Below are 1,144 nucleotides of genomic sequence, written 5' to 3'. Positions count from 1 at the left end.
AAGCTGGTTTTCAATGACAAGCTCAACCCCTTTGTTTTCACAAATAGGGCGATAGATGTTTTCTAGCGTTCGCATGGTATCAGCGAAGGAGAAAGGATGTTTTTGGATATTGAACTTGCCTTGTTCAATCTTTGAGAAGTCCAAAATATCATTCAAAACAGCAAGTAAGTGCTCACCACTGTGGCGAAGAACATCGATTTGATTCTTCTGCTCCTCCGCTTCCACGGAATCTTTGAGTAGCTGCGCAACACCCAAAATACCATTAATTGGTGTGCGAATTTCATGGCTCATTTTAGCCAAGAAGTCAGCTCGCGCTTGCGCGGATTTTTCGGCTTCTCTGCGTGCTAAGTTACTTTGCTTTTCAGCTTCGATCAGCGTTGTAATATCTTGCCCTTGAACAATGATGCCGCTGATATCACCATCGACACGAATTGGCGATAAGTTCCAACGAAAGACTTTATCACCAATAGGCACGTTCACTCCCGTCAGTGTCGCGCCCTGCGCTGCCATTCTTAAATGTGGCACCAGTTTGTCTTTGAATCCTTTAAATACAGGATGCATGGTTTCGATGTCATTTTCGATAACCAGTTCTTTGCGAGCTGCGGGGTTGATTTGGATCAGCACGCCCGCTTCTGACCACACCATGATTGGCGATAACGCGAAGTTAAACAGGTCTCTAAACGATCGTTTCTGAGCTTCTAATTCTTCAAACGTGCTTTCCAGCGTCGAACCAATGTGGTCAAACTCTTCAATATCCGACCCACCAAAACGCTCAAAGCCTTTTTCTTCGCGAGCAGAACGCGTGTAAGACATCAGCGAACCCAGCTCTTCCACAACTCGGTTTTCAATCCACTCTTTGGTCATCAGCGCAATCATGATCATGCCAATAACAGACGCTAACATCGCCAAAAAGTGTTGAATTTGCAGCGTAACAACACTCTGGTTGTCTTGCACAGTAAGTAACTTCAAGTTGGTGATGGCCGCGTTCACTTCAATCGGCGTTTGGATGATCAATAACTGATCTAACTTCTTCTGGGTCTCTTTGCGTTTCAACACATCGAAGATTTTGTATGACTCATCCCCCGCTAGTGAACTTGCCACAGGAATGTCGTTCGCCACCAGCACAACATTGTCGACGTTGCCT

The 1,144-nt window shown here is 45.5% G+C and carries 1 protein-coding gene; it reads right to left on the bottom strand.

Going from position 1 to position 1,144, the window contains the following annotated elements:
• The coding region (locus R8N46_RS25150) for a LuxQ periplasmic sensor domain-containing protein (protein ID WP_318189765.1) at positions 1-1,144 on the bottom strand (1,144 nt) is incomplete at both ends.

Source organism: Vibrio sp. 1874 (assembly GCF_033344395.1).
Classification (GTDB): Bacteria; Pseudomonadota; Gammaproteobacteria; order Enterobacterales; family Vibrionaceae; genus Vibrio; species Vibrio alginolyticus.
This window is presented reverse-complemented; position numbering and strand designations above follow the sequence as displayed.